This window comes from Mesorhizobium sp. WSM4817 (assembly GCF_055811135.1).
In genome coordinates, this window is sequence record NZ_JBVVQQ010000010.1 from 84,970 (window position 1) to 103,623 (window position 18,654).

Genomic DNA, 18,654 nt, shown 5'->3' on the forward strand with positions numbered 1-18,654 from the left:
TCAATGTCCGATAATTTCACCGCGGCCCACGTGAAATGTAGTATTCTTGTCTGAGCTGCAGTTAAAACGTTGGCAGGACAATGACAGCACAAAGCGGCAACACCTTCCTCAGCAGGATTACGCGACACCCGGCAATTTCTGCCGCACTGCTTGTTTGTTCTCTGTGTGGCGCATTGCTGGCTTGGTCCAGCGGACTCGTACAAAGCTGGTCGACGCTTGAGCAGTTTTTCAACGCAGCTTCTGAAGCAAAGATTCAAACGAGACGATCTCAATTGTACGCATTCCATCTTGGTGAGCAGATGGGATACGTGGCGCTCATAAATACAGATAAAGAGTCGAACTTGGGTAGTAACAGTAATCTCAAGGCTGAGTATCAATCCCATCTGGCTATCATGGAGGCAAATGCGAAATTATTGGCCCTTCCTGTCGACGTGAAAGAATTAAATTTTCAATCTTTTTCCGACGATATATTTATCTCTGCTGCATATCAGGACACCAATGCTCTGATTTTACAAACTAAGGGGCAAGATATAGCGATAGCCTTTGATATGGGGTTTCGATCGAATTTCTACCTGTATAAACTTCCGCTAGTTGGGCTATGGCAGAACGAGGATTCTCGCAGTTTTCTCTCAGAAATTAAGTCTGAGCTTAACAGAGGTAAAAGTATCGGCCTTCCAACGTATCAACCAGATAGTGTGGCGCCGCATAATACTGAAGGTGCTCCCACACTGGACCAGATAGAGACTTTGCAGCGCGACATCATCGAGTGGCAGCTCGATGTTGTGAGTTTTCTGCAAAGTTCACTCGCGGAGTAGCGGAGGGCGGGATGCACATTGACAGCGCTTGCGCACCAGACGGCTCGCAAGGCGATTGGCGCGGCGGTCGGCCGCCGTGAAGTGGTCGGTCGTTGAAATTCCTATTTCGAGAGAATTGCGAACTGCGGGGCCAATCGACGTCGGATAGCCGAATATAAAAACCTCGTTGGAAATAACAACTTGGTCAATGGTGAGCAGATTTTTGAGATCAAGTCCAATAATAGATGCGTCAGGATGATTGGGGACGACTTCAGGAAAGAACTTTTTAAGAGGGCCGTCTGCAAGCCTCACTGCGGCAACATCAGCATTTTTATGCGATAGTAAATTCCTCTTCGCATGAAGTCCGGCCAAGTCAATTGCTGCCTGGAACTGATTAGATAAACTGTTATTGTAGAAGGTCAATTCAGCTGTCGGATGATGCAGAGTTCCATCCTGGTTGAATAAGACATGCTTTGCCGTGACCAGCCAAGGAGCACCAGGGGAGAGGAAGAAACCACTGCCAGAACTGTTCCCTGCCCGTATGTAAACAGGAACGTCGAGATACATACCAGGTAGCGTTGGCATAGATTAGCTCCTCCCTCTGCCCCAAACGACAAAGCTACCCCAAAAGTAGGCGTCTATCTAGCGTGGCCAGGTTCACGCGGTCCACGAACTCGAGACCAACCGGCGTGTGTAGTACGTGCTCGATATATTCGGGTTGATCGCGGGCTGCCCGGCATAGGCCTCAAACAGCGGCAAATCCTGTCGGTCAATTTTGAACGTGAGGGATCGTCCGCCAAACGTGGCGGTGACTGAATCGTGCATTGTTGTGGATTCCTAAAATGAAAAGGCCGCATCGATGGACGGCAGGCAAGCAGATTACTATTGGTTGCTAACTGGAGATTCGAGTGGCAAAGAAATCCGAGAAGATAAGCTCCCTGTCCGGTCTTAGCCGGGCATCGCCGGACCTAATAGACGTGCTTTCTATCGATCATCGGTCGCTGGATGATCGCAGTCTGGCGATTGTAACTGGAGCAAACGTAGAGAAATCCCTAGAAGACCACATTGCTCAGCGCATGCAAAAACTTAGCGCCGAAGAGTTAAAGGCACTCTTTGAAGCGGAAGGCGCCCCGCTTGGGACGTTTTCAGCAAAAATAAAGGTTGGGCACGCATTTGGAGTGTTTGGGCGAAGTACCAAAGCCGACCTTGAAACCGTTAGGAGATTGCGCAACGTCTTTGCCCACGCGCGAAAGCCTGTATCATTCATATCACCAGCGATTGCTGATGCATGCCAAAGGCTGCAAACCCCGAACAGATTTCCTGATAAAATAACCATACTTAGTGGCTACGACGCCTCCAAAATGCGAGACAGGTTCCTTGGGACTTGTAACCTAATCCAATTCTCTCTTGCGTTCAGAGGTGCAGACATCACTGATTTCAATCCGCATCCGCTGGATTGAGCGTTCCGGGGCGGAGGGGTTACGGTGGCAAACAAAATTTCGAGGGCGGTTATGTTAACCGCCGCTCTTTTCGTGGTGGTTAGTGCAGTTTGGCAGGCTTTCCGAGCAGCATGCGCGCCTGTCGCGCAGTACGGTGCCTGCAGGGCATCGTCCTATTTTTATTGGGGTTGGCTTTACGACTACCAAACCTTGATTGCAGGCTTAGTTGCCTTAGCAGGGGCGTGGTGGGGCGTGCGCGCTCTTAACATGCAGATGAGGCAAGCAGAGATCGCAGAAAATCAGCGGCTTGAAAGCAGACGGACGGCGGCCCGTGTCACTCTATCTTTCGCGCTAAGTGCTATCTCTGAATACGCGGAAGTGTGCGCGAACCAATTGGAATACCTGATTGGCAAATGTGATGAGGACGGAGGTCTGCCTGCTGAAGTTGAGGTCCCAACCCTCCCGCCAGTGCCGATAGACGCTCTAGCCGCCCTGAGGGACATGACGGAGGCTGCGCGCTCCGACGAAAGGAGTGCTTTGGCCGAGCTGCTCGCAAAGGTTCAGATTCAACATTCCCGCATCGGCTCACTGATCGGCGACCGCCGCCGAACAGGCCGTATAGTAGTTAAACGCAACCTACAGGATTACCTTTTGGATTCCGCTGAACTCTACGCGCGCGCTTCATCTCTGTTCGGGTTTGCCCGAGGAAATTCGGGAATGCCAGATTCGGCGATCGACGCCGCAGACTTGCATAGTGCGCTGCACAACATGGGAATCTTTGATGATGACGAGCTTTACGAAAGAATAAAGGGCCGTACCGCCTAATATGCGTTGGCGAAGGCCATAATCACTTGGTGACACGAACATGACTGAAACTGCCATCGATCCACAGGCGGAAATAGCAGCCCGGAAAAAGGCCACTGACGAATTCTCAATCGCACGATCTGAAGCGATCAACGAGTACGCCCGCCTTGAGAGTCATCTGGCGATGATTTTCGAGGCCATTTCTGGGGCTGAGATTCAAAAAGCCTACGCAATGTTTGCGTCTTTTGCGACCAATCAGGCAAGAATGAGCACGATGAAACAACTGCTCAATCTGACTCACGCTGATAAATATGACAATTTCTTTGACTCGCTATCAGTGCACCTCATGGGTATCAGCAGCACGAGGAATAAGATTGTCCATTGGATTATGGTTCACTCTTATACTGGAGAGCAGAAATTCAACTCTAAAAGAGACATTTATCTGGCGTCGCACCCAGATGTTTTTGCGAACAAACAATTCTACAGACACGAAATTCTCGATTTTACAAAGAAAGTTGGTTTCTTCGCGGCCATAACACATCGATTTGCCGTGAATTTGAAGCACCCAGAACTGTCCCGCGGGAATCCTGATCTGCGGCCCTGGCACGAAATATTTATCGAAAAGATATCGTATCCTCCACCGTGGAATCATCCGTACCAGAACAACCGCAAGTGAATCCGAGGCGCCTGCCCCTCAACTTTTGAATTGGAAAAATGGGCGTGTTGGGGGCGATGCGGTGTGGGGCCGGAAGGGTCGTAGCGATCAGACCACCCCACCCCTAGGGCGAACATTTGGACACCCGCCGCGGGGGCTTCCAGTCGCCGCTTCCGATAAGTGATTGTTGAGTTCTTTGCGTCATGATTGTTATGCGTTGACCCGCAAGGACCGAAAATGATCATCCGATTTGTTGCAAGCGTTCTTGCATTGGCCTCCGTATCGACTTCAGCCAGTTCGCAATCCGCGCAAGAAATGCTTTCGTTTTGCCGGCCAGTGGTGTCAGCGAAAATGCCGAAAGAGGGTTATGTTGACTTCGAACTGACCTTCAACAGCGGACAATGCTGGGGAGGCTTTTCCGCTCTACAGACAGCGATCACATATGGGACAGGTCCCAGATCTCGACTCTTAAATATATGCTCGCCGGAGGATGGCACGCGCACGCAACTCGTGACTGTGTTTGCCGCTTACATCGAAAGGCACCCCGAAAGGCTTCATCTTGATTGGCTCAACGTAGCAATTATGGCGTTGGCGGAAGCATTTCCCTGTCAGTAATGACGACCGCCTGTGCCAAGACCCCCGGTAGGGGGTGGATCTCGATCTGCAGCCTCTCCGCCTAGGACCGGCGCGGTAAGGAAATTAACGCGTCCGCAAAATTCGAAATCCTCGCGCTTGCTCACGCGCGAGGCGAAAGCTGTATTAGCAATAGCTCCAGACGGTACGTGGTTTTGAAAAGCTGGCAAGACGCGATGGGGGGGCGGTGCCCGCCCATCCCGATCCTTGGGGCTGCTGCTTGCCGTACCGGTCGCCAAACTCAGCGCTATTGCTATTACAGTTTTTCCCTCGCGCGCGCGCAAGCGCGCGAGAGGCAGCCCAAAAAATAATCTCAAAACCTGCGGGATAACGTGTTCGTTGGTGCGCGCGGTCGGCGAGGCAGAGACCCGTGGACATTGGATGCCCGGTCTACTCCTGTACTGCTGCGAGCGCTCTCATCAGGCCCACATAGGCGCCATCTGCCAACACTCGACCAGCTTTGACATCATCACGAAGCGAGCCGCGGTGCTTGGTATCAATGACGTCGATGAAGGCCTGCTTTACTGCGCCTTTCTTGCAGATGCTGATTTCCGTTAGATCACACTCGTAGATAAAGCGAACTTGTTCGTCAGCGACGGTCTTGTACTCCTGGCTAAGCACACGATAGCCGGCCGACATAGCGGTCAACTTTCGCGCCTCCACCTCAGTCACGAATGCCTGCGGTGGGTTGTTCAGCCGGAACGCTAGGCCAGTCTCATCTGCCATCAGCTCGAGATCGCCATCCGTGGACGCGATCTCGGTTTCAGGCTCATGTGCGAGCCAAAAGCCAACCGTCTGTTTGCTGGCAAGAGAGCCGTCGAAGCATCCCTTCACGAATACGTCGATGCCACCCTGAAACAGGTGAGGTTTACCGAAGCGGACCACATAGCCCTGTAGCGCCTTTGCCGGCGCCGCCTTGGCTTCGGTTGCAATGCCTGGTCGCGGCATACCGCCAACGCTCAGAATCGGCCCAACGCTGTACTGGATAGCGCCGTCATCAGCATACCGCTCAAGGCGACCCAACGCTCGAGTTTCATAGTATTCTCCGGCCATCAGAGGTAACCTTTCGGAAGATCGGCAGCATCGATATGGCCGAATTTCACCCCGTACCTCAAATGATACGATGCATGGTCGTTGCGGGCGTTTGGACTCCCAAGCAAGTCCTTTCCGAAGTCTCGGAAACCAGCACTATCGACGCCGGCACGTTCAAGACGCCGCTGGATATTTCCGTAGATTGAGTGAACTCGGACGGCCGCCGCAAGATGCTGGAAGAATTCCTTTGCTAGGGCTTCCTGTTCAGGCTTGAAGGCCTCGACCACCAATCTAGAGGCCTTCCGGTGTTCCTCGTTGATAAGAATGGCCAACTCATGCAGCGCGTCCTGAACTAGCGTTCGGCGCCTTGCGTTCTTTGCAATCTCGTCTCGTACATTGGCCGGTGGCTCGTACGAAGTTCCTCGAATTAGCGCGTCGACTTGGTCCTTGCGCCTGTCGGTTGCGGCCTCCGTTGCCATCTCCGCGACGATCTTTCGCGCGTCCTCTTGGATGGAGGAAAGCTCCGCAGTCAGTGTGTCTCGCCTGGCATGAAGCGCCTTCAGTTCGGCCGACACGTCCTCAGCGGAGGGGATCGGTTTATCGAAGTCGATGGTGTCTGTGGACTTTTTCATTAGGCAATTCCTCGTGCGGCGGGGAGCAATTCTCGCGCTATCGCTGCGATCGCTTGGTTTCTCACAACGGTGAATTTCTGCAGCCCGCTGAGGGCTGGTTCCTTCGTGCGGTAGTGTGCGGCATCAACACTCGCACTTTTCGCGCCAGGGCCGACTAGCACCGTACCATCACGGAAGTTGGTGTCGCCATAACGCCAGCCAACAGATTCCTCGATAATATCGGTTAGCTGGTCTTCTAGGGTCGGCTGGCCATCGCCATAGGCGAGGCTCAGCGCACCCAGCGCCTGCTCCACGTCTACTGCATGGCGCACAGACGGCGAAGTGAGCGCGAGTACGATGCGTGCAATTCCGCGGGGTGTCACAGGCGGAGCAATGGGCCTGGCCGCATCGATACGACTGGCGACTTTCAGTGCATGGATAACCTGCCGGCAGAACGCCTTCGGCAGGTTAAAGTGTTCGGCGAAGACGTCGATGACGTCCCGTGCCAGAACACGCGGTTCTGATTTCATAGTTCGTAATCCGATTATTAGAGGTCAAGAAAAGAGCCGCACGCCCGAAGGCGGCGGCAGTATTGCCGGTAAGGCGGCAAATTGGTCCCGCCCGCGGTACTTCCGAGAAAGCGGGTTGCGCACGACGATGACGAGGCGTCATCCGCAAAACATAAGGGACGCCGAAGCGCCCCGATCGTTGCTGTTGCCCTATAGGTTTTTGCGGCCACGATTTGGCACCAGGCCTCTAGGCACATCTCGGCTATAGGCTATGACTAAACCGATGGTAACCTGGACGAAGCTAACATGCCTGCTGTGACTTCATCGCTCGTACGGCACGATCATCGCGCGATTGTGATCTTTGCGTTCCTGTGGGTCGGCGGGTTGGTCTGGATCGGTGTCAACACACTTCTTAATCGCCAAGATGCAGGCACCGTTATCTACTCGAGTACCGAATACTGATGCATAGCCGCAGTCACCGGCAAAAAGGTAAGGGTGCGTTGGAGCACCCTTAAAAATCTGCGAGATCCCAGCACCGGTTTTACCGTTGGGACAATCATCGAAAAGCCAAGCATGAACTGTATCCCTGATGGAGATGCAGTTTCGTATGCCATGCTTCCTTTGAGCGGCGGTACTTCGCTCTCCGCCGTACGCGTAAAGGGCAGAGAAGTGAAAGCTGAGTTCCGGCAGGCCGGCCTGTGGGCCGACATCACGGACGGCACAGGCACCGAGCGATGGCGAAATGACGGAAACGGCTATCGCATTATCAGCCCCTAAAAACTGAGCAGGGCAGATCAACACCTCTAAGCCGCGATAGTCCGGTGACCATCATTCGCCGCAGCCAACTTTGCCCACCTGCCGGCAGCGAGTAGCTCTGCGCCTCCGCGACGGTCTGCATATCCGCCCTTGGCGCCAAAAGCCTTGCCGACGTCAGCAACGTTGCCTCCCGACAAGATTACCTCGATAACGGTCTCAACGTAGCCGGGTGGGGCAGACGGAACTGCTCCGGCAGCCATTCGAACATCACCACGGCTCTTGCCTTGCTTAGGCCGACCCAGGCCACCGATTGCCCCGAGAAAGATTGCGCCTGGCGCGATCTCAGGAGGATGGAAGCTGAAGCGGCAATTCGGGTGGAACTCAAAGTTCTGCCGCTGGGGTTTGATAGCAATGCCGCGCGAGACCCCATCCCAATTGCCTGTTCTTGCTGGCTCTGGCTCAGGATCACCAAGCCGCGGATTTACGGCAGGCAAGGCCAGGTAAGCATCTAATGAGCGCGGATCCGGATTCTTGCCTCTCGGCCTTCCGTCCTTTCGGCTTCGGTCGATGTTGAGGCCAGCTTCGGTTGGCAGGTTGTCATTTGCGGCTTGCGGCAGCCGCTCTCGAGCAATCTGCCACAGGCAGGCAGCTCCTGGCTCGTCATGTTTCCGTAGCCAGTTCCAGGCCGGCCGGCCACCACGGTATCGAATGCGCGTTGTCGTGCTTTTCTCAGGGTTGGCTTTCAGGATGGCGTCTGCAGCAGCAAGCATTTCCTTGCGGGTAGTCTTGGTCATTGGGTGGTCATCCCCATGGGAGAAACCGGCAGAGCCGGTAAATGCCGGACCGCAAATGCGCGGTGCGGAATACTGTCGTTCAGAGTAGTAACGTGCTAACCTCACGGTAATCGAGCCGGGAGTTATTCATATGTCGGAAGACGACACAGTAGTTAGAGATACCATGTGGAAAATGTACCAGGAGAATTGCACGCAAGCTCGACAGCATGAAACGCAGAGGTCGGTTTTGGCCTCGACCCTGATCGCAATATCAGGCGCAGTTATTGGAGTAATAACCTACAACAAAACCATAACATCTTGGGATCTTCCTCTGACAATTTTCCTGATGATTCTTGGTCTCTTCGGAGTTGTGTTCTCTGCTAAGCAGTATGAGAGATTTGATCTTCACACCGAGCGCGCAAGAGGTTACCGTACTGCCTTGGATGCGCTTGTGCCTGGAAGTCCCATAGCCACGATAAAGCAGGCTGCTGACGACAAGCAAAAAGCAAAGTTCCCTAGGCTTTACCATCTTCGACTCAATTTTTTCTGGATGCTCTTGTACGGGGCCATATCCGCTTTGGGCCTGATACTTTCGGCAATTGCCCTGTTTTAGACTTGGGCGCCCTTGGCGCGGGTTCCGGACGGGCCGGTCTTCATCGGCGCCAACGCGGCGACGGTCTTTCGCATTATCTAGCGTCGAGTGCGCCATCTAACACTAAATGTAAGGTTTAAGGCCGATTTTTTCCAGTCCGGGTGCTGCCGATGCAGCCATTTGAAGACCGTCGATACCCCCATCCCCACTAGCACATAATTTCATACCAACTATAACCACACATGCCCCCACTCGTCTGACCCTTCGTTATAATACCCTGACGTGCCTGGGCGCATAACTTTTTGGCTACATCTTCGATGCGTGTCGCGCAGTAAAAACGAATGGTGTATTCTTGCGGGCACCCCACGTTGTATCTGTTTCCTCCAATGCATACTCGAAAAACTTCACCGGCATTGGCTTTTACCGGCTCGACTGCCCTTGGTGTCTCGGCCGCAGCATCCGGTGTCTCTATCGGCTCTGGTGTTTTCACGGGCCCAACCGCAATGGGCAAAGTCCTTGCTTCCTGAAGCATGGCGATCACGGCAACCACCCCTAAAATCACAGCGAGGGAAAAGGCCAAAAGCGTAATTTGCCACTGACGTTGGGCTTTGATGTGCAGTTGTTGCAGGACGACATCGGCCCTTCTGTTGAGTGGGATGTCTTTTAGGTCTACGCCAATGTATTCAGCAGTCGTTTCTGCGACAGCAAGACGGTCCTTCGAACGTACAGATTGAAGGGTTCTCTCTCGATTTTTTAAGGACGCGCGGTATGCGAGTAATGCGACCGCTACTACAAACGCCACCAACGTCAATCCGGTGCTGACGTATTGGATGGCGCTCAGAATATCCAAGGCATTTCCCCCCGAAAGGCCTGTAAAGGATAGCAGGGCCACGGAGAAATATCTACAGTAGCCCCAGACGTGGATACCGGAAGGGGTTCTAGCCCCTTCCACTCATCATTGTCATTCGCCGGCCGCAGGTCTGGCCGCAGGCGATAAAGCTCCGTCCAGCTAATGCGGCGTACCTGTACCGTTTCGGCGCCAATGGTGATGGTGCGGGCTGTGTTCATGCTGCTGCCTCCTGTCCTCGCTTACAGCGTTCTTGACCACACGAACGAAACCTCCGTCGTGATAGCGCAGCAGAAACTTTGCGCGACGTCCCACTAGTTCCTCTGCGCTTTGAATCTTGATCTGATCTATGCCGACAGCCTCGAGTAGAGCGCCAAGAACCTTCTGGCCGTCCGCCTGCTCTTCAGCATCATCGCTGTTCGTCACGATGAGGACGTCCGACTCTATGCCGCTATCGGTGATGAATTTCGCGATCAACACAGTGTCGCTGCCACCGTCTTCGGGCTCGAATAACTCCGTCTCGGCCGCGGTTATCGTCACCCACTTTTCAACATCCGGAAAGACTCGGAAGTCGATCGAACCATGTTCTTTTCTAAGGGGTGCGGCACCCGACGTGGCGTAGCCAAACGGCGGTGTGCCAGCACACCTATCGTAGGAACCCGTAGGTTCCACGTAGGTTTGGGGTGCGGATTTCCGCGTAGGTACACCGGTTAGGTACGCGAATTTCCGCGTAACAATGTCTCGTAGTGGCGCGGATTTCCGCGTAGGTAGGTTTTCATTGCTAGCTACGCGATTATCAGCGTTGCTAGCTGGATTTTTCTTTTTGCGCTTTTTACGTGCGGCTGCGCGCGATTCAATCTCAGATCTAATCTCGGCTGCTACTTCACGTACCCATTCGAAATTGAAGGTATAGGTGTTGCCCCTGGTGCCGGTGCCCTGGTCGACAATCTGTGCGAGATGAATATCCTGAAGCCGGCGAAGCGACTCCTGAACGCTGCGTATAGGACGGCCAGTCTCGCGAGACAGATGGCCAGCGCTGGACGGGAACGTGACGCCATCCTTCTTCTTATAGCGATCTATCAATTCCAACAGAACGGTGATGTCCGTGCCATTCAACGGCGGCTCAGCGCCCTTCGATGCGTAGAGGGCAAGCTGGAACTGGTCTAGAGACCCGACGTCCTTAGTGGGTGTCATTCGCGCGTGCCTCCTTCGCGGCACGCCACTCATCACCAAGTTCCAAGCACGGCTCGAATATTGGCCGGCCGTCTTTGGTACGATCGATTTCACGGATCACGCCGGCATCGAGCAGGCGCCGAATAGATGCACACATCGTCCGGCGGGTGGATTTGAAATCGCGCGCCAGGCGATTGGTCGAGAGGATGCAGTGACCTTTACGTGCCCATTCGTCTGCGACGATGAAGGGAATCCGGAAATCGTGTCTGCCGACGCGTAGGAGGTTTGTTGAGGCTGCGGTGTAGTCAAGCATTCGCTGAATCGTGGATTCAGGTAGGTCTTCAATTTGCATCTCAATTCCTTTGCGGAAGAGAGTTCTTAGGCAATGTTAAAAGGAGGGCGCGCCACGGCGAGAATCGCCGTGCCAAGCCTGCACGGCGCGGATGGCGGCCAATTCGGCGGCGAGTTCGGATAGGGTCATCTCTGAAAGGGGCTTGGTCATGCTGCGGCTCGTTCTTGTCTGCCGTTATCGTTGGCGGCAACCCGGCGCTCTGTCATCCACATATCCAGATCGCTGGAATCGTAGACGATGCTTCCGCCCAGCCGCATAAAAGCCGGGCCGCTTCCGTCCATACGGCTCTTGTTCAGCCATGACGGCGATTTCGAGATGTAGGCGGCTGCAGCCGGCGTTCGCATTTTGATAGACATTGAATCCTCCGCGGGACCAAAGGTTGACGCGGGATTGTAGATCCCGCGGTGGTGTCTGTGTGAAACGGGCAGTCGCTCTATCTAGCGTTGAGCCTGCCTGCAAACACTAAATGTATTAGTCTCGCGGATTTTATTCCATTGCGTCGCCGTGTGTGTCAGCATATTCCGACAACCGCAGATCACTGTCGCTTATTTGCCACTACCTATGGCGTCGGCGATTTTGCCTGCAATGGAGTCGGCTGCGGCGCGCACCGGGTCGACGTGCAAGTGTGCATAGCGCTGCGTTGTACCGGCGTCGGCGTGACCAAGCAGCTTTCCGATCATCGGCAAGGACATGCCGTCCCCTGCGCCGACAGATGCGAAGGTGTGCCGCAGGTCGTGCAGATGCACATCGCCAAGGCCCGCCCTGCCAGCGATGGCCACCCAAGGTTTCTTCAGATCGGCGCGGGGCGCCTCATGCTCGGTAGCGGCGGAGTGCCCCGCGATCACGAACTTGCCGACACGCGGAAGTGCATCCAACACGGCTTGGGCCGCCGCAGACAGCACTACGGTCTTTCGTCCTGTCTTCGAATCCGGAAGGAGCAGCAAGCCGCGCTTCTCGTCGTATTCGGACCAGCGCAAGTTGAGGACTTCTCGCAAGCGGCAGCCGGTCAGCATCAAGAGTCGTATGGCGCCTGTCACGTGCGGCCCGTAGATGGTTCTGTTCTTCTCTTTCGGCGCGTGCTTGCTGTCTGACTGCTTGTGAGGAATGCCAACCGTTTCGGCCTCGCGCATGGCGTCACCCAGTTGCGCCATTTCGTCGGCCGTCAGGAACCGCTCGCGCGCCTCTTCCTTGTTGCGATCTATCTTTGCGGCTGGATTCATTCCTTCGGGCACATAACCTCGCTTGGCGCCCCATACATAGGCGGCGGAAAGCAAAGCCATTGCGCGATTTGCACTATAGCGAGCCTTCTTCGACATAGCAGAATGCGCCCGCTGGACTTCGACCCGAGTTAGAGCGACGGCTTTCGTCGTGCCGATCTGCGGCTCGATGTGGGTCTTCAGCGTGATGTTGTAAAAGTCGCGCGTTGACGCCTTCATATCCTTGCCCTGGATATAGTCGGCGACCAGCTGCTTAACCGTACCGCTTGCCCGCTCGTCGGCGCGCCCTTTCGCAAGGTCTTTCCCAAGCGCTGCGCTGGCAATCGTGCGGCGGGCGGCATCCCGAGCTTCGTTGGCCTTAAGCGTTCCGACCGACCCGAGTTTCAATCGCTTCTTGGCGCCGCCAGCCACTGGTCGGTATTCGGCGAAGAACGTCCCAACGTTGCCAGGTGTCCGGTAGAAGCCAAAGCCCTTCAATTCGGCATCGAAATAGAACGTCGTCTTGTTCGGTCGCGCCGATTTCATGACATCCGAAACCGCGTCCGCCGTGATCTTCAAAATAGCCATTTCCCGCTCCGTGTAGCCACTATGTAGCCAGCGATTAGGCTATTGGCACGGGATAGTCAAGCGGGCTCAGGTTTCAGCCTCTGTCATTTCCTATATTTTACAGCCGTTTAAAGTAAAGAATGACAAGGGCTGCGATGCGCTGATAGCCAGTATTTAAGACTGGGGGTCAAGGGGTCGTCGGTTCGAATCCGGCCACTCCGACCAAATAAGCCCTTAGAACCCTAAGGCTTATTTGAAATCCGGGGAAACTAGCTGAGCCGCGAAAACGAGAAATTGGGGCCTTTCTGGGCCCTTTCCTTTTCTGGGCCGTGCCAGTCTGGGGCCATGCCGCCCGAATCGCGCCGTGAACGGGCCGACGATCGGCGGCCAAGCGCTGATCGACAGGCTCGGATCAGATCGCGGATCGATGCATCAGGATCTGGTCGGGCTGTTTGGCTGCTCAAATGCAAGGCCGAAGGCCGCGACCGCCGCCCGGTGTTCTTCACGTTCATTCCCGACGACAAATGCCAGCAGCGAGAGCGGAACCGCACCTGGAAGCCGACCTTCGAAAGTGAAGGGCTCGAAACGCGGGAACCTTTCATCCGCGAGCCGCTTTGTGTGCATGTCCCAAGCCGTGCAACCACCCATCTTGCCAAAGGGTAGCCCAGATCGGGACGTCAACTGTGAAGTCGCCTTGGAAGCCGCATTTGCAGCCTTGGTGACTACCTCGGAAGCGAAGGGGTGGACGCCGCGCGAAACGGCTGCAGCCCTACTGAAAATCGCAACGGAGCATGCTCAGCGGTTCAGGCTTGTGCCGGCTGAGCCGCCAAGGTGGCGAACGCGAAGAGGTATGTTCATCGCGTGTGCCACGCTCGTGTTTTTGCTGTGTGCAGCCATCGTTGGTGGGGTGCTTAGATGACGATCAACGTTTCGCCCCCGGATACGGCCGTTGCCGCGGTCGTAGTGATGGCGTTGCCGGCTATACGTTAGATTGCGCAACGCTCGCCTAAGTTCATCCGGCCAGCGCCATGCCGACGGCTATGCCTATGCCCATCGCCAGCCCTGCAGCGAGTTCCCGCCATATTCGACGGCAATGGCTAAGACCACCACTCGCTACGCCCACGTGCTGGACTCCGACCATTTTCAAGGGACTTAGACTGCCCCAGAAATCCATCATGCTCCAGCCGCCGGCGAACACAGCGCCGCCGGCCGCAACTGCCGCTGATGGCGATATTCGAGAGCGATCGCGCCCCAGATCAGCCCGAGCAGCAGATAGACGTGGCGCCAGTGATCGATGTCGATGAAGGTGCCCAGCGCGATATTGCCGATGAAGGCGACATAGGCGCACAGAAGGTAGGGCTGCCACGGCCTGTCGCGCAGGAGAATGCGGAAGCCGGCTGCCATCGTCCAGCAGGTCAGCGTCAGGAACGAGACGAAGCCGAGCCAGCCATAGTCCAGCAGCATTTTCAGCCAGATGTTGTGCGTGTCCTCGCCGAAAATCGTGCCGAAGACGAGCGGGCCGATGCCGAGCGGATGCTCCAGCGCCATCTGGAAACCGAAGATATAGCGGGCGAAACGGCCGAGGCGGGCGGTATCGTAGCTCTGTTCCAGCTGGGCGCGGCTGGAGAACATTTCCGAGACGCCCGGCAGCTGCAGGATGACGAGCATCGCGATGACCAGCAGCGAAATGGCGGCGATGGTCATGACGACGACACGCAGCCGGAATTTTCCGCTGGCGCTCTGCAGGAACAGGGCGCCGGTGAGCAGGATCGCCGAAACGCCGAACATGCCCCAGGCGCCGCGCGAGAACGAGAAGAAAATCGCGGCGGTGATGATCAGCAGCGGCATCGCCAGCAACGGCATGCGTGAGACGGGGCCGGTCAGCAGGAGATGGAGCAGGTAGATGCCGGGCAGCACCAGGAACGGCCCGAACACGTTCGGATCCTGGAAGGCGCCGGTGGCGCGGTCGTATCTGGTGAAGATCTCCGCCCCCGGGAAGGCATGGAAATAGCCGGCGATCCCGAGCAGCGAGGTCAGCACCGCCGACATCACATAGGCCCGGAAGATCACCCGGTAGAGATTTGGCTGGACCGATGTCACCGAGGCGAAGAACACCGCGGTAAGCGCCAGGAACAGCGACACGGCGAGATAGAGCGGGGTGCCGGCAATATCCGACATCTGGGTCATCGCGATCATGCCGCCGATGTTCATGACCACCAGCAGCACCAGCAGCGGCGCCGCCGCGCGCGATATGCGCAGGCCGAACAGGGCCCACACCGCCATCAGCGCGACCATATAGAGGTCGTATGGCGCCGGCTCGGCGATGACGAAGCCGGACAGGAAGACGCCGAGGAAAACCGCGCCCGACGCAATCAGCGCGATCAGCTTGGCGTTGACCGCGGCCGGCGACAGTTCATGCGCGACTGCGCTCAATAGGCATTTTCCGTATTGAGCAGCCGGATCGGTGTCAGGAACAGGATCCTCAGATCGAACAGCAGCGACCAGTTCTCGATATAATAGAGGTCGTATTCCGTCCGCATGCGGATCTTCTCGTTGGTATCCATCTCGCCGCGCCAGCCATTGATCTGCGCCCAGCCGGTGACGCCGGGTTTGACCTTGTGGCGTGCGAAATAGCCGTCGACCACCTCATTGTAGAGAAGGTTGTGCGACTGGGCGGCAATGGCGTGCGGGCGCGGGCCAACCAGCGACAGCGAACCGAAAAGCGAATTGAAGAACTGCGGCAACTCGTCGATCGAGGTCTTGCGGATGAAGCGGCCGACGCGGGTGACGCGCGGGTCGTTCCTGGTCACCGTCTGCTTGGCCGTCGGGTCGGCCTTGTCGGTGTACATCGAACGGAACTTGTAGACCTCGATGATCTCGTTGTTGAAGCCATGCCGCTTCTGGTGGAACAGCACCGGTCCCTTGCTGTCGAGCTTGATGGCGATCGCGGTCGCCAGCATGACCGGCGAGAACACGATGATGCCGATGATCGAGAAGACGATGTCGAAGGCGCGCTTGGCGACCGAATCCCAGTCGTTGATCGGCCTGTCGAAGATGTCGAGCATCGGCACCGAGCCGATGTAGGAATAGGCGCGCGGCCGGAATTGCAGCGCGTTCGAATGCGCCGAGAGCCGGATGTCGACAGGCAGTACCCACAGCTTCTTCAAAAGCTGCAGGACGCGCGTTTCGGCGGTCAGCGGCAGCGATACGATCAGCATGTCGATACGGGCGATGCGGGCGAACTCGATGAGCTCGGAAACGGTCCCGAGTTTTGGATAGCCGGCGACGATGGGCGGCGAGCGCTTGTCGCCGCGGTCGTCGAAGATGCCGCAGATGCGGATGTCGTTGTAGGGCTGCTTTTCGACGGAGCGGATCAGGACTTCCGCCGTCGTGCCGCCGCCCACGATGACGGCGCGGCGCTCCATGCGCCCGTCGCGCGCCCAGCGCCGGATCAGCTTCGACATCAGCAGCCTTAGGCCGAAGATCAGCATGAAGCCGACGACGAACCAGGTGCCGAAAACCAGGCGCGAATAATCTTGCGACATCTTCACGGCGAATGCCGTCAGCGCCATCAGGGCGAAGGTGCCGGCCCAGACCATCAGCAGTCGGCCGAAATTGGCGAGCGGCCGCATAAACGAGACGATCTGGTAGCAGTCGGTGACATCGAGCAGCACCACGGCGAGCGACGAAGCGGCGGCGATCGCCAGCGGATATTGCCAGGCGAGATGGTTGAAGAAGCCGACATAGTAAAAATAGATGCAGAGGCCCGACAGGAACAGCAGTGCGAATTCGACCATCCGCAAGACGCCGCTGACCATGATCGGCGACATGGTGTCGCGCCGGTATTGCGACGCCACCTGACGGGCGACGTCGTTCATGCCGCCGGGGCTATCGTCGCCGGCCGGGCCGTTGAAATTGCGCACCGCGTCTTTCGAAAAGCGGCGTTTGGGATCGAAGTCGCTCATGATGCATCCGCAAAGCTTCACGCAAGTGAATAGCGAAAGAGAGCTAAGAAACCCTTGAAACAACAAATAGGTTTTGGAGAAGCTTTGAAGTCAGCGCCGTTTTGGGGTTAGCGCCCATTTCGGGTTAGCGCTTGAGCGCGGCGAAATAGGCCGTCTCGATCGCGGCGGCCATCACGTCGGCGCCGAATCGCGCCTTGAGGTCGGCGGTATCGGGCATCAGCCTGCCATAGGCATCGGGGTCGGCCAGCGCCGCGCTCATCTTGTCGGCAAGCTCGCGCGGATCGGGCCGGATCAGGGCAGGGGAGCCGGCGCCAAAAATTTCCGGGATGCCGCCGACGCCGGTGGTGATCATCGATTTGCCGGCGGCGAGCGTCTCCAGCACGATGTAGGGCATGGCTTCCGCGCGCGAGGGCACGACGACCAGTTCGGCCAACTCGAAGGCCTTTCGCGCCGGCATCGGCGGCAGGAAGCGCATATGGCCTTCGAGCCCGAGCCGCTTCACTTGCGCATGGTAGCGCGGCAGGTCGTCGCCGTCGCCGACCATCACCGCATTCACCGGGCGGCCGAGCCGCGTTCCGGCAAGAACCAGCGCATCGATGAAGATGTCCGGTCCCTTGAGGTCGCGCATCATGCCGATATAGAGGGCATCGGCCGCATTCGGCTCGGCTCGCACCGGCTCGAACTCGGCGGCGCTCAGTCCATTGTAGACAAGGTTGTTCGGGATCGGCGGTTCGCCGACCTTCCTGCGATAGGTCTGCCTTTCATAGTCGGAGACAAACAGAAGATAGTCGGTGAAGCGCGCCATGAACCGCTCGAGCGCGAAGAACAGCTTCCCCGTGGCGGTGGTCTCGTCATAGTGAAGAGAGCCGCCGTGCGGCGAATAAAGGCGGGCTACGCGAGACCTTGATGCCCGCAACAATGAGCCGAACAGGCGGGCATAGGCGCCACCCTTGGCGCCGTGCCCGTGGAGCACGTCCGGCCGCAATTCCTTGATGATCTCAAATGTCCGCCAGGCCGAGGCGAGGTCGCCCGGTCCGACATGCCGCTGCATCGGCGTGCGATGGATGCCGAGCGCCATTGTGCCCTTCATCTGTTCGAATAGATGTTCCTCGAAGTCGCCGCCCGTCGTCGAATCGCAGACGATGCCGACGGCATGCCCGGCGGCGACCTGCGCCTCGGTCAGGTCGCGCACGTGACGAAAAATCCCTCCGACAGGTGAGCGAAAGCAGTGGACGATCCTGAGTGTGTCCGCCACGTGGTCTAGAACAGGCGTTCGCGAACATAGACCGTGTCGCCGGGCAGAAGCGGGTCGGAGGTGGCAACGCGGCCGGTCATGACCTTGCCGTTGATGTCGCGGGTGATGTCGACGCTTCCCTGGTTGGCGCGCGGGCTGAAACCGCCGGCGATGGCAATCGCCTTTTGCACGGTCAGGCCGGGAACATAGGAGTACTGGCCCGCAGCACCGACTTCGCCCATGATGAAGATCGGCCGGTAGCGGTCTATCTCGACCGAAACGTCCGGATCACGGAGATAACCCTGGCGTAGTTTGTCGGCGATCTCGCCTTCGAGTTGCTGTGCGGTGTGGCCGCGCGCCGGCACGGCGCCGACCAGCGGGATGGACAGATAGCCGGATTGGTCGACACTGTAGACGTTGGTCAATCCTTCCTGCTCGAATACGGTGACGCGGACCCGGTCGCCGGCGCCGAGGCGATAGGGCTGATCGAGCATTTTATGAAAGGCGGCCGGCGCCGGCCGGTAGCTGGAGCAACCGGCAAGCAATGACACGGCGAGCAGCGCACGGAACAGGGGAACAGTGCTTTTCATGACCGGACATGTACCTTCGACTGGCCGCCGCTACACCGCGGCAAACGCTGGAGATCGAGGCCCGTTATCATCCGGTTAGGGTTAATGGCCGGTAAAGGCGGGCGGCCGAAGCGACGGCAACCGACGGGAGGC

General features: G+C 57.0%; 20 protein-coding genes. 6 read left to right on the plus strand and 14 right to left on the minus strand.

Annotated elements, in window-relative coordinates:
• Nucleotides 1-80: 80 nt before the first annotated feature.
• Nucleotides 81-815 carry a hypothetical protein gene (locus AC0L2K_RS15785; protein ID WP_473531747.1) on the plus strand — a complete coding sequence of 245 codons (735 nt, stop codon included), beginning with the start codon at nucleotides 81-83 and terminating at the stop codon, nucleotides 813-815.
• Here AC0L2K_RS15785 and AC0L2K_RS15790 read toward each other — a convergent pair.
• Nucleotides 801-1,379: a hypothetical protein gene (locus tag AC0L2K_RS15790; RefSeq protein ID WP_473531748.1), complete on the minus strand. Its 579-nt coding sequence runs from the start codon at nucleotides 1,377-1,379 to the stop codon at nucleotides 801-803. The two genes, AC0L2K_RS15785 and AC0L2K_RS15790, sit on opposite strands and share 15 nt — an antisense overlap.
• A gap of 323 nt (nucleotides 1,380-1,702) precedes the next feature.
• On the opposite strand from AC0L2K_RS15790, the gene AC0L2K_RS15795 reads away from it, so the two are divergent.
• The 4 genes from AC0L2K_RS15795 to AC0L2K_RS15810 all read left to right on the plus strand — a co-directional run bounded on the left by AC0L2K_RS15795 (nucleotide 1,703) and on the right by AC0L2K_RS15810 (nucleotide 4,307).
• Nucleotides 1,703-2,254: a hypothetical protein gene (locus tag AC0L2K_RS15795; protein ID WP_473531749.1), complete on the plus strand. Its 552-nt coding sequence runs from the start codon at nucleotides 1,703-1,705 to the stop codon at nucleotides 2,252-2,254.
• Between the two features lie 24 nt (nucleotides 2,255-2,278).
• Nucleotides 2,279-3,058, plus strand: coding sequence for a hypothetical protein (locus AC0L2K_RS15800; protein WP_473531750.1), 780 nt, complete (start codon nucleotides 2,279-2,281; stop codon nucleotides 3,056-3,058).
• A gap of 40 nt (nucleotides 3,059-3,098) precedes the next feature.
• Nucleotides 3,099-3,713: a hypothetical protein gene (locus AC0L2K_RS15805; protein WP_473531751.1), complete on the plus strand. Its 615-nt coding sequence runs from the start codon at nucleotides 3,099-3,101 to the stop codon at nucleotides 3,711-3,713.
• A gap of 330 nt (nucleotides 3,714-4,043) precedes the next feature.
• Nucleotides 4,044-4,307 carry a Rap1a/Tai family immunity protein gene (locus tag AC0L2K_RS15810; RefSeq protein ID WP_473531824.1) on the plus strand — a complete coding sequence of 88 codons (264 nt, stop codon included), beginning with the start codon at nucleotides 4,044-4,046 and terminating at the stop codon, nucleotides 4,305-4,307.
• 408 nt (nucleotides 4,308-4,715) lie between these two features.
• On the opposite strand, the gene AC0L2K_RS15815 is transcribed toward AC0L2K_RS15810, so the two are convergent.
• From AC0L2K_RS15815 to AC0L2K_RS15830, 4 genes are all read right to left on the minus strand, one after another.
• Complete coding sequence (locus tag AC0L2K_RS15815) at nucleotides 4,716-5,378, minus strand: HK97 family phage prohead protease (protein ID WP_473531752.1); 663 nt, start codon at nucleotides 5,376-5,378, stop codon at nucleotides 4,716-4,718.
• Complete coding sequence (locus AC0L2K_RS15820; protein WP_473531753.1) at nucleotides 5,378-5,989, minus strand: hypothetical protein; 612 nt, start codon at nucleotides 5,987-5,989, stop codon at nucleotides 5,378-5,380. Before AC0L2K_RS15820 ends, AC0L2K_RS15815 begins: the two co-directional genes overlap by 1 nt.
• Nucleotides 5,989-6,498 carry a hypothetical protein gene (locus tag AC0L2K_RS15825; protein WP_473531754.1) on the minus strand — a complete coding sequence of 170 codons (510 nt, stop codon included), beginning with the start codon at nucleotides 6,496-6,498 and terminating at the stop codon, nucleotides 5,989-5,991. Before AC0L2K_RS15825 ends, AC0L2K_RS15820 begins: the two co-directional genes overlap by 1 nt.
• A gap of 782 nt (nucleotides 6,499-7,280) precedes the next feature.
• The gene (locus AC0L2K_RS15830; protein WP_473531755.1) at nucleotides 7,281-8,027 is read right to left on the minus strand and encodes a hypothetical protein; all 747 of its coding nucleotides are present in this window, start codon (nucleotides 8,025-8,027) and stop codon (nucleotides 7,281-7,283) included.
• 130 nt (nucleotides 8,028-8,157) lie between these two features.
• On the opposite strand from AC0L2K_RS15830, the gene AC0L2K_RS15835 reads away from it, so the two are divergent.
• Nucleotides 8,158-8,619, plus strand: coding sequence for a hypothetical protein (locus tag AC0L2K_RS15835; RefSeq protein ID WP_473531756.1), 462 nt, complete (start codon nucleotides 8,158-8,160; stop codon nucleotides 8,617-8,619).
• A 187-nt stretch (nucleotides 8,620-8,806) separates the two neighbouring features.
• On the opposite strand, the gene AC0L2K_RS15840 is transcribed toward AC0L2K_RS15835, so the two are convergent.
• The 9 genes from AC0L2K_RS15840 to AC0L2K_RS15880 form a co-directional block, all read right to left on the minus strand.
• Nucleotides 8,807-9,448, minus strand: coding sequence for a hypothetical protein (locus tag AC0L2K_RS15840; RefSeq protein ID WP_473531757.1), 642 nt, complete (start codon nucleotides 9,446-9,448; stop codon nucleotides 8,807-8,809).
• A 159-nt stretch (nucleotides 9,449-9,607) separates the two neighbouring features.
• Complete coding sequence (locus AC0L2K_RS15845) at nucleotides 9,608-10,639, minus strand: hypothetical protein (RefSeq protein ID WP_473531758.1); 1,032 nt, start codon at nucleotides 10,637-10,639, stop codon at nucleotides 9,608-9,610.
• Entirely contained in the window at nucleotides 10,626-10,970 is a 345-nt protein-coding gene (locus AC0L2K_RS15850) for a hypothetical protein (RefSeq protein WP_473531759.1), read from the minus strand. Before AC0L2K_RS15850 ends, AC0L2K_RS15845 begins: the two co-directional genes overlap by 14 nt.
• A gap of 146 nt (nucleotides 10,971-11,116) precedes the next feature.
• Nucleotides 11,117-11,326, minus strand: coding sequence for a DNA-binding protein (locus AC0L2K_RS15855; protein ID WP_473531760.1), 210 nt, complete (start codon nucleotides 11,324-11,326; stop codon nucleotides 11,117-11,119).
• A 189-nt stretch (nucleotides 11,327-11,515) separates the two neighbouring features.
• Nucleotides 11,516-12,754 (minus strand): tyrosine-type recombinase/integrase, encoded by a 1,239-nt coding sequence (locus AC0L2K_RS15860; RefSeq protein WP_473531761.1) that lies wholly within the window; start codon nucleotides 12,752-12,754, stop codon nucleotides 11,516-11,518.
• Between the two features lie 1,152 nt (nucleotides 12,755-13,906).
• A complete protein-coding gene (locus AC0L2K_RS15865; RefSeq protein ID WP_473531762.1) occupies nucleotides 13,907-15,166 on the minus strand; it encodes an O-antigen ligase family protein in 1,260 nt (419 codons plus the stop codon).
• Nucleotides 15,163-16,698 (minus strand): undecaprenyl-phosphate glucose phosphotransferase, encoded by a 1,536-nt coding sequence (locus AC0L2K_RS15870; RefSeq protein ID WP_023798379.1) that lies wholly within the window; start codon nucleotides 16,696-16,698, stop codon nucleotides 15,163-15,165. Before AC0L2K_RS15870 ends, AC0L2K_RS15865 begins: the two co-directional genes overlap by 4 nt.
• A 124-nt stretch (nucleotides 16,699-16,822) precedes the next feature.
• Nucleotides 16,823-17,953 (minus strand): glycosyltransferase family 4 protein, encoded by a 1,131-nt coding sequence (locus tag AC0L2K_RS15875; protein WP_473531763.1) that lies wholly within the window; start codon nucleotides 17,951-17,953, stop codon nucleotides 16,823-16,825.
• Nucleotides 17,954-17,958: 5 nt separating this feature from the next.
• Nucleotides 17,959-18,522, minus strand: coding sequence for a polysaccharide biosynthesis/export family protein (locus AC0L2K_RS15880; protein WP_287247571.1), 564 nt, complete (start codon nucleotides 18,520-18,522; stop codon nucleotides 17,959-17,961).
• Nucleotides 18,523-18,654: the final 132 nt, after the last annotated feature.